Origin of the sequence: Sphingomonas aurantiaca (assembly GCF_003050705.1) — a bacterium.
Lineage (GTDB): Bacteria > Pseudomonadota > Alphaproteobacteria > Sphingomonadales > Sphingomonadaceae > Sphingomonas > Sphingomonas aurantiaca.
Genome location: NZ_QAOG01000005.1, coordinates 15,917 through 24,961, shown reverse-complemented (window position 1 = coordinate 24,961; position 9,045 = coordinate 15,917). Strand labels below are relative to the sequence as shown.

General features: G+C 66.5%; 6 protein-coding genes and 2 riboswitches. Of the genes, 1 reads left to right on the top strand and 5 read right to left on the bottom strand.

Translation table 11 applies throughout. The features are described from left to right. Window positions 1–6: 6 nt before the first annotated feature. The 5 genes from cobW to C8J26_RS14325 all read right to left on the bottom strand — a co-directional run bounded on the left by cobW (window position 7) and on the right by C8J26_RS14325 (window position 6,673). Window positions 7–1,056 (bottom strand): cobalamin biosynthesis protein CobW, encoded by a 1,050-nt coding sequence (gene cobW, locus C8J26_RS14345; RefSeq protein WP_107958976.1) that lies wholly within the window; start codon window positions 1,054–1,056, stop codon window positions 7–9. 104 nt (window positions 1,057–1,160) lie between these two features. Beyond that, window positions 1,161–1,376: riboswitch (cobalamin riboswitch) on the bottom strand. Between the two features lie 157 nt (window positions 1,377–1,533). Further along, window positions 1,534–2,550 carry a HoxN/HupN/NixA family nickel/cobalt transporter gene (locus C8J26_RS14340; protein ID WP_056415862.1) on the bottom strand — a complete coding sequence of 339 codons (1,017 nt, stop codon included), beginning with the start codon at window positions 2,548–2,550 and terminating at the stop codon, window positions 1,534–1,536. A 224-nt stretch (window positions 2,551–2,774) separates the two neighbouring features. Continuing rightward, a riboswitch (cobalamin riboswitch) is annotated at window positions 2,775–2,993 on the bottom strand. A 30-nt stretch (window positions 2,994–3,023) separates the two neighbouring features. Continuing rightward, window positions 3,024–4,169, bottom strand: a complete 1,146-nt coding sequence (locus C8J26_RS14335) for a PepSY-associated TM helix domain-containing protein (RefSeq protein WP_107958975.1) — start codon at window positions 4,167–4,169, stop codon at window positions 3,024–3,026. Beyond that, on the bottom strand, window positions 4,169–6,202 hold the full coding sequence (locus C8J26_RS14330) for a TonB-dependent receptor (protein ID WP_107958974.1): 2,034 nt from the start codon (window positions 6,200–6,202) through the stop codon (window positions 4,169–4,171). Before C8J26_RS14330 ends, C8J26_RS14335 begins: the two co-directional genes overlap by 1 nt. Before the next feature lie 87 nt (window positions 6,203–6,289). Beyond that, window positions 6,290–6,673, bottom strand: a complete 384-nt coding sequence (locus C8J26_RS14325) for a hypothetical protein (RefSeq protein WP_244185321.1) — start codon at window positions 6,671–6,673, stop codon at window positions 6,290–6,292. Between the two features lie 210 nt (window positions 6,674–6,883). Between C8J26_RS14325 and C8J26_RS14320 the strand changes: the two genes are divergently transcribed. Next, on the top strand, window positions 6,884–8,950 hold the full coding sequence (locus tag C8J26_RS14320) for a catalase (RefSeq protein WP_056415278.1): 2,067 nt from the start codon (window positions 6,884–6,886) through the stop codon (window positions 8,948–8,950). Window positions 8,951–9,045: the final 95 nt, after the last annotated feature.

The following is a 9,045-nucleotide window of genomic DNA, read 5'->3' as shown; positions in this document are numbered from 1 at the left end:
GGCGCCTCAGGCGTCCAGCGCGGCCTTGATGCGGGCCTCGTCGATGCGATCATGCTCGGCGATGACCACCAGCTGCGTGCGGCGGGGTTCGTCGGCGCGCCAGGGGCGGTCATATTGCGTGCGGACTCGTGCGCCGACCGCCTGGACGAGCATGCGCATCGGCTTGCCGGTGACCGCGGCATAGCCCTTTACGCGCAGGATGTCGGCGCTGCGGGCGAGCGCCTCGATTTTGGCGGCAAGCTCGGCCGGATCGGCGATCTCGCCGAGCGCGACGACGACGCTGTCGAAATCGTCATGCTCGTGATCGTCCTCGCCGTCGTGATGCGACGGGCGGCTGGCGATGTCGTCCTCGGCGGCGGCGTTCAGGCCGAGGATCACGCGCGGGTCTATGATGCCGTCGGTCAGGTCGATCACCGGAAGCGGGCGGGCGGACTCGGCGGCGATGACCGCGCGCGCCTTGGCGACGCCCTCGGGACCGGCAAGATCGACCTTGGTGAGCAGGACGAGATCGGCGCAGGCGAGTTGGTCCTCGAACACTTCCGAGAGCGGCGTCTCATGATCGACGCTCGGATCGGCGGCGCGCTGCGCATCGAGCGCGGCGACGTCGGGTGCGAACCGTCCGGCGGCGACCGCCTCCGCATCGGCAAGCGCGATGACGCCGTCGACGGTGATGCGCGAGCGGATCGCGGGCCAGTCGAACGCTTTCAGCAGCGGCTTGGGGAGCGCGAGGCCGGACGTCTCGATCAGGATGTGATCGGGGCGCGGGTCGAGCGCGAGCAGAGTCTCGACGGTCGGGATGAAATCGTCGGCGACGGTGCAGCAGATGCAGCCATTGGCCAGTTCGACGACGTTCTCCGCGGGGCAATCGGGGATTGCGCAACCCTTGAGGATGTCGCCATCGATGCCGAGCGTGCCGAATTCGTTCACCACGACCGCCAGCCGGCGGCCGCCCGCGTTGCGGATCAGGTGGCTGATAAGCGTCGTCTTGCCCGCGCCGAGAAAGCCGGTGACGATGGTGACGGGGACTTTTGCCAAATTGGGCGAGCGGTCCGACATTCTTGTTCTCCTTCGAGCATACGCAGGCACGCACGACCTTTCGGCCGCACGCGTTCGTCGCTCAGACGGAGTACCGTGCCGCGACCATCCCCTGGATCAAGGCAAGAGCGACCGTTACGCTGGCAGGTCTCCTGGCTCACGGGTCAAAGCTCGACACACGCCTTCCCAGGTCTTCGACCCAGTGGCTGCCCCCTCGCGAAGGGCCTGTGCGTCTCGCTCACCGCTTACAGTTGCAGGGACAGCCGCGGCATTGGGAGGACATCCTCCCGCACCGCATTCCCATTCAAGCCCCGAAGGGCACCGGCGCGATCTGTTGAAGTTCGGTAAAACCGAGCCTCGGGCGTGGGGTTAGAGGAATATCACGGGACTGCCAACTCGCTCGCGCCCGTCATCCTGACGAAAGTCAGGATCCAGAGTTACGCATGCTTCGGTGTTTGGCTCTGGGTCCCGGGTCGAGCCCAGGATGACGAAGGGGTATCATCCGTGCACGACCTCGATCTCGTCGAAGCGTTTCCAGCGATAGATCGCAAAGCTCAGCACCCAGCACAGCACGAACAGGCCGATGATCGCAAAGCCGAGGCCGTTGAAATTCTCGCCCAGCGCGGCCGCCAGATCCCAGACGCCGCCCGATAGGCCGAGCTTGGCGCCCAGCAACGCGAGCGTCTCGATCCCGCCGATCGCGATCGCGACGATCGCCGATATCAACGTGATGGTGATGTTGTAGTAGAGCTTGCGGATCGGCTTCACGAACGCCCATTCATACGCGCCGAGCATCACGACACCGTCCGCGGTGTCGACCAGCGCCATGCCGGTCGCGAACAGGATCGGGAGGACGAGGATGGTGCCGATCGACAGACCATCGGCGGCCTGGCTCGCGGACAGGCCGAGGATCGCGACCTCGGTTGCGGTGTCGAAGCCGAGCCCGAACAGGAATCCGAGCGGCGCCATGTGCCAACTGCGCGTGACGAGCCGGAACATCGGCCGGAACAGACGCGCGAGCAGCCCGCGGTTGCCGAGCAAAAGATCGAGGTCTTCCTCGACATAGACGCCGCCGCTGCGGACATGGCCGAACGTCCGCCAGACCGAGCGCAGGATGACGAGGTTCATCGCGGCGATCGTGAACAGGAACACTGCCGAGATGACGGTGGCGATCACGCCGCCAACCTGTTTGAACGCCTCGAACTGCGCGAGCGCGCTGGCGGTAAGCGCGATCGCGACCGCGGCGATCAGCACGATCCCCGAATGGCCGATCGCGAACCAGAAGCCGACCGCGATCGGGCGCTGGCCGTCCTGCATCAGCTTGCGCGTCACATTGTCGATCGCGGCGATGTGGTCCGCATCTACCGCGTGGCGCAGGCCCAGCCCCCAGGCGAGCAACGCGGTGCCGAGCATCAGCGGCTGCGCGTGGAACAGTGAGAAGGCCCAGCCCCAGGCGGCGATATTGGCCGCGACCAGGCTTGCGAACATCCAGCCGATGCGTTTGCGCGTCGCCATCCGTGCCGGCCCGCCGGGCGTTTTCTTGGCGGGCTCATCGATCGTCATCGTCGTCATGCAGAACTCCCCGGCGTCCGACGAGGACGGGGACCTGCCGCACGCGGCCGGGACGCGTGAAGACCGGACGCCATGAGCGGCCGACGCGCGTCGTCGATGCGGCCCCCGCCACAAGGTCGTCGCTCAGACGGCGTTCACCGTGCCTCGGCCACCCCCTGGGCCGGGACGAGAGCGACCAGACGCCGGCAGGTCTCCTGGCTCGCGGGTCACGGCTCCACGCCACACCTTCCCAGGTCGTCGACCCAGTGGCTGCCCCTCGTCGCGAAGGGCCTGTGCGTTTCGCTCGCCGCTTACAGTTGCAGGGACAGCTGCGGCATTGGACGGCGAACCCTCCGCACCGCATTCCCCTTCAAGCCCCGAAGGGCACCGACGCGATCTAGCGAGCCTCCGGTTGAACCGGCTGCTCACGCGCCGTGCTAGCCGGGTTCGCCGCGGGTGCCAATCGTCCTTTGCGGCGTACGGCGTTCGCGACGAAGCTGCCACCGGAGCAGGCCCGTCACGAACAGCGCGATCGGCACGAGGCCAGCGATGAAGGCCAGGATGCGCCCCGTCAGCCCCAGCGCCTCGCCGCCGTGCAGCGGGTGGAGCCAGTTCAGCACGACGTCGCCGCGGGTCTCGGCAAGCCCGTCGCGCGTCGCGAGGACGGCGCCGGTATAGGGATCGAGCCAGACGTTGGTGCGCGGGAAACGGCGGCTGGGTTCGCCGACCTGCGCGAGATTGATCCGGATGGCGCCGATCGGCGAGGCCGGCGTCTCGATCCAGGCGAGCGCGGCTCCGGGGAAGACGTGTTCGGCAATGGCGACCAATCGATCGACCGGCAGGGGCGCGCCGCGCGCGACCACGGCCCGCGGCGGGGTCCGGTAGAGGGGCGAGGCGCACGCGATCACGAACCGGGTCTGGTCGGGCAAATCGAGCATCACCCCGGTCGCGGTGACGACGAGCACGAGGATTGCGCCGCCCAGACCGATCAACTTGTGCCAGTCATACAGACGACGGAGCGGCGCGGCGTCGCGCTTGAAACGGAGCGCGCGCCACCAGCTGCCGGGGCGGGGCCACCATGCCCAGATCCCGCTGGCGATCATCCCGAGCATGACGATTCCTGCGATCCCCATGACGACACCGCCGGGCTTTTCCAGCAGCAGCCGGTAATGGAGATCGTAGATCCAGGTGACGACCGTATCGCCCCAGAAGCCGATGCGGATCGTCGTCAGGCGGACCGGATCGACCCAGGCCAGGAACGGCGCGAAATCGTGGCCCGCGGTTTCTCTTGGCTGGTAATAGCGCACCGGGACCGCGCCGCCGTCCCCGGTCACTTCGATCCGCCATGCGCCGGTGCGGGTGGGATGCTCGCGGTGGAGCGTGTCGACGATTGCCTGCCAGGAGCGGGCGCGCGCATCGTACGGCACCGCGCGCAATGCGGGGTTCAACGCCGCGTCGATCTCCGGATAGAAGACGAGTATGCTGCCAGTCAGCCCGGCGAACGCGAACAGCGCGCCGATCGACAGGCCAAGCCAGAGATGCACGCGCCGGACGATGGCACGCAGCGGCGGTCGGCGCGTCATCAGAGCGTCAACCGGACCGCACCGAACAGCGATCGCGGATCGGCGGGCGCGTGAAGCCGCTGCGTGCCGTCGTACCAGACATACTCGTAACGCTCGTTCGCGAGGTTCTTCAGTTGCGCGGATATCTCGATCTTCGGCGTCAGCTTGTACGCGACCTCGGCATTGAGGACGACGTACTCGCCGTAGCGGCCCTGCGTGTTGGCGGGATCGAGTTCGTAGCTCGACTGGCCGTTGCCCCATAAGGACAGCCGGACCTTGGGGGCGGGCGTGACGTCGAGCCCGCCCGAGAAGACGTTCTGCGGGACATGGTCGATTAGGTTGCCCGCCTGCGACGGGGTGGCGGGATCAGGCGTGACGATCCGCGCGGTCTGGTGCGAATAACTGCCCCATAGCGCAACGGTGCGGACCGGCTTCAGGTCAAGCTGCAGATCGATCCCGCGCCGCCGCGTTCGGCCAAGATTGTCGACATCGCCGGAGGGATCGTTCAGCCGCCGCTTCAGCTCGCCACTCGCGGTCTGCTGCCACAATGCGACGCGGGCTTCGAGCCAGCGCCCGCGCGTGAGCTTGACGCCCGCTTCAAAGCCTTCGTTGATCGAGGGTGCGAGGTCGGTCGTCCGTGGTGGCACCAGATACGAGGCCGAGCCTGCGCCGATCTGGAAGGTGCGTCCGTAATTGGCATAGGCGGTGACGCCGGTCAGGGGCGTGACGGCGACGCTCAGCTTGGGCTGGCTGATCGTGCCATAGTCGTTGATCGGCGCGGTCGTGCCCGCCAGGCGATTGGTGAAATCGCCCGCGACTCGGTCGATCCGCCAGGCGGGGGTGATCTTGAGCCAGTCGGTCGGCTCGATCACGGCCTGGAGATAGCCGCCATAGACGGTCAGCCCGAAATCCTGGTCGCGCGTCTGGCTGGTGAGCGTGCGCCGGTCGGTCAGCCAGCGCAGGCTCTTATTGTCCTGCACCTGCACGTCGCCGCCCGCCTCGATCATCAGCGCGTGGAGAAACTCGACGCGGGGGTGGTAATGCAGCGCGGCGGTCGCGCCATATTGCCATTCCTCGGTCAGGCGCCGCTGTTGCGGGACGCCTGCGGAGTAGCGGACGTAGCGGTCGTCGTGCAGGCTGTTCGCATAGCCCTTGACGCTGAGCGCGAGCGGGTCGGCGAGATCGGCGTCGAGATGCAGGCTGTACTGGCCGATCCGTCGCGTGCCGCCATCGGTAGCCGACACCGCATAGGATCGGGTGCGGTCGGTATCGGCGTCGGCATCGGTCAGATAGCCCGGCTCCTGCGCGTGCGCGACCGAATGGCGGACGATCGCGCCGATCCGGGTGGATCCGACATCATAGAACCATTTGCCCGCGAGATTCAGGCGATCGAGGTCGGCATGGTCGCGATACGCGTCGGTCCGCCGATAGCCGATCAGGTAGTTCTGGCTGAACCCGCCGCGCTCCAGTCCAGCCGAGGCCTGTGCGTCGACCGTCCCGAACGCACCGCCGATCAGGCGCGCGTCGAGATAATTGCCGCCGATCCGCGTCAGGATATTGGCGTTGCCGGCGATATTGTTCAGCCCCCAGCGCGGATCGGACGTCCCCCGAACCAGTTCGATCCCGGCGACGTCGAGCGGCGAGATCATGTCGATACCGGTCATGCCGCCGGCATTGTCGTTGCTGGGTATGCCGTCGATCATCAGCTTGACCGCGTTGATCTCGCCTTCGCCGTTGAACCCGCGGATCGAGAAGCGGCCGGACGTGGTGCCCTGGTTGAAATCGGTGAGCACGACGCCGGGCAGGCGGGCGAACAGCTCCCACGCATTGTCGACCGACTGGCGTTGCGCGATGTCGCCGCCGAGCATGTCGACCGAGGTCAGGATGGTCTCGGTCGAGCGCGCCATGCTGCGCGCGGTCACGACGACCTCGCCGATCACGAAGCGCGTATCGGACTCGGTTGGGGCGGGGGCGGGGGCCGGGGTCTGCGCGGTGGCGGGCGAGGCGAGGGCGATCGCCATCGCCGCCCCGAACGTAGACGGAGTATCGAACATGAACCAAGGCTTTCGAAAGGCGCGCGACCACACGGACGCGCGTCGACAGAGGTGGCGTACCGCGCGTCGGGCGACGCGCGGTACGGGTCAGACGGTCGAAAGCAGAGTCGGCGGGCCCCGCAGCGGCGGACGAAGATGCGGCGCGCTGGCGTGGACGGGGGGACGGATCGGGCGGACGCCGATCGCCACGACGAACGCGATCGCCGCGATCAGCAGGATCGCATCGACACTGGCCAGCGCCTGCGCCGACAGCCCCGAGAACGCGCAGGGCAGCTCCGTCTTGCCGTGGCTCGTCGACGGATCATGCTCCGGCATCGCATGGCCCGCCATGATGTGATCGGGTGTGCTCATATCCATCGACGTCGCGGCCATCGGAGCCGCACCCGGGCACAGCGTGATCGCGATGTGCCCGGACTGGTTTGCGATCATGTACCCCGTGGGCACCAGCAGCTTCATCGCCAGTGCCGCCACGCACAGCCATCCCGCGAACAGCGGGCAGGACGAAAAGAGGCGGCGTATGGCGAGCACGGCGCACGGGTAGACCGCAACGCCGATGCTGTCACTGAGGCATCCTGTCCACCGCTCGGGGCGCGGCCCCCGAATTCTTTCATTAGCGTGGACCCGGCCGCGGACGAGGATCGTTCACTCTCCAGAACTATGACTATCAAACAAGGATTTGCTATGAGCGACCCCGCAGAGCGCAATCCCGGCAACGGTGGCGAAACGCACCAGCAGGCCGGCGGCGATGTGCCCGTTCTCACAACCAACCACGGCGTGCCCGTCTCCGACAACCAGAACAGCCTGAAATCGGGCGTGCGCGGCCCGACGCTGCTCGAAGATTTCGTGCTGCGCGAGAAGATCTTCCACTTCGACCATGAGCGGATCCCCGAGCGGATCGTCCACGCCCGCGGTTCGGGCGCGCATGGCTATTTCGAGGCTACCGACGACATTTCGGACCTGACCAAGGCGGCGGTGTTCAAGAAGGGCACCAAGACCGAGCTGTTCACGCGCTTTTCCACCGTGGCCGGCGGTGCAGGTTCGGTGGATACGCCGCGCGACGTTCGCGGCTTCGCGGTCAAGTTCTACACGACCGAGGGCAACTGGGATCTCGTTGGCAACAACATTCCCGTGTTCTTCATCCAGGACGCGATCAAGTTCCCCGACTTGATCCATTCGGTGAAGATGGAAGCCGATCGCGCCTATCCGCAGGCGGGTTCGGCGCATGACACGTTCTGGGACTGGGCGTCGCTGACGCCGGAATCGACGCACATGCAGATGTGGGCGATGTCGGACCGCACGTTGCCGCGCTCGCTGCGCATGATGGAAGGCTTCGGCGTCCACACGTTCCAGCTCGTCAACGACGAAGGCAAGTCGAGCTTCGTGAAGTTCCACTGGAAGCCGAAGCTCGGTCTTCAGTCGACGATCTGGGACGAGACGCTGAAGCTCCAGGCCGCCGACAACGACTATCATCGTCGCGACCTGTGGGAAGCGATCGATACCGGCGACTTCCCAGAGTGGGAGCTGGGCATCCAGGTGTTCGACAAGGCATTCGCCGAGGCGCAGCCCTATGACGTGCTCGATTCGACGAAGCTGATCCCCGAGGAGGACGTTCCCGTCCGGATCATCGGCCGGATGGTGCTCGACCGCAACGTCGACAACTTCTTCGCCGAGACCGAGCAGGTCGCGTTCCTGCCGACCAACATCGTGCCGGGGATCGATTTCTCGAACGATCCGCTGCTCCAGGGTCGCCTGTTCAGCTATCTCGACACGCAGAAGTCGCGTCTCGGGACGACCAACTTCCACCAGATCCCGGTCAACGCGCCGCGCAACAACGCGCAGAACTTCCAGCGCGATGGGATGATGCAGACCAAGGTGCCGAAGGGCCGGGCGAATTACGAGCCCAACAGCCTGTCGGTCGTTGGCGAGGACGGTGGTCCGCGCGAATCGCCGAACGGCTTCGTGACGACGACCAACCCGACCGGTGCGGACGAGCAGGGCGAGAAGCTGCGGATGCGCGCCGAGCTGTTCGGCGATCACTACAGCCAGGCACGCCTGTTCTGGGTGTCGGCGACCGACAACGAGAAGGCGCATATCGCTTCGGCGTTCACGTTCGAACTGTCGAAGGTCGGCCTCGCGCATGTCCAGGAGCGCACCGTTGCCAACCTGCGCAATGTGAACGAGGAACTGGCAACGCGGGTCGCCGACGGTCTCGGCATCGAGCTGCCAGCGGCGAACCCCGCCTATCGTGAGCCGATCGACATGCCTGCGAGCGACGCACTGTCGATCCAGAAGTCGATGAAGGAGACGCTCGAGGGTCGCCAGGTCGGCATCCTGATCGCGGACGGGTCCGACGGTGGCGAGATCGATGCTGTTGTGAAGTCGGTCGAGGCCGCCGGCGGCAAGGCCGTTCTGGTCGCGCCGAAGGTCGGTGGTGCGAAGCTTGCCGATGGCAGCAAGAAGAAGGCGCACGGACAGCTTGCGGGCAGCCCGTCGCAGATCTTCGACGCGGTCGCCGTGGTGCTTTCGGAGGAGGGCTGCAAGGCGCTGCTCAAGGAAGGCGCAGCCGTCCAGTGGGTCATGGACGCGTTCGGGCATCTCAAGGCCGTCGCAGCCAATGCGGCAGCCAAGCCGTTGCTCGATAAGGCAGGCGTCGAGCCCGATGCGGGTGTGGTCGATCTCGGCCAGATCGCGACCGCGGGCACCAAGCGCTATTGGGACCGCGAAGCCAACGTGCGCACGCTGGCCTGATCGCTACATCTGACCTGACGTGGCAAGAAATGACCGGGGGCGCAGTCCATGCGCCGCCGGTTTTTTTGTGTCCTCGTGGCGACGGGGCTGATGGT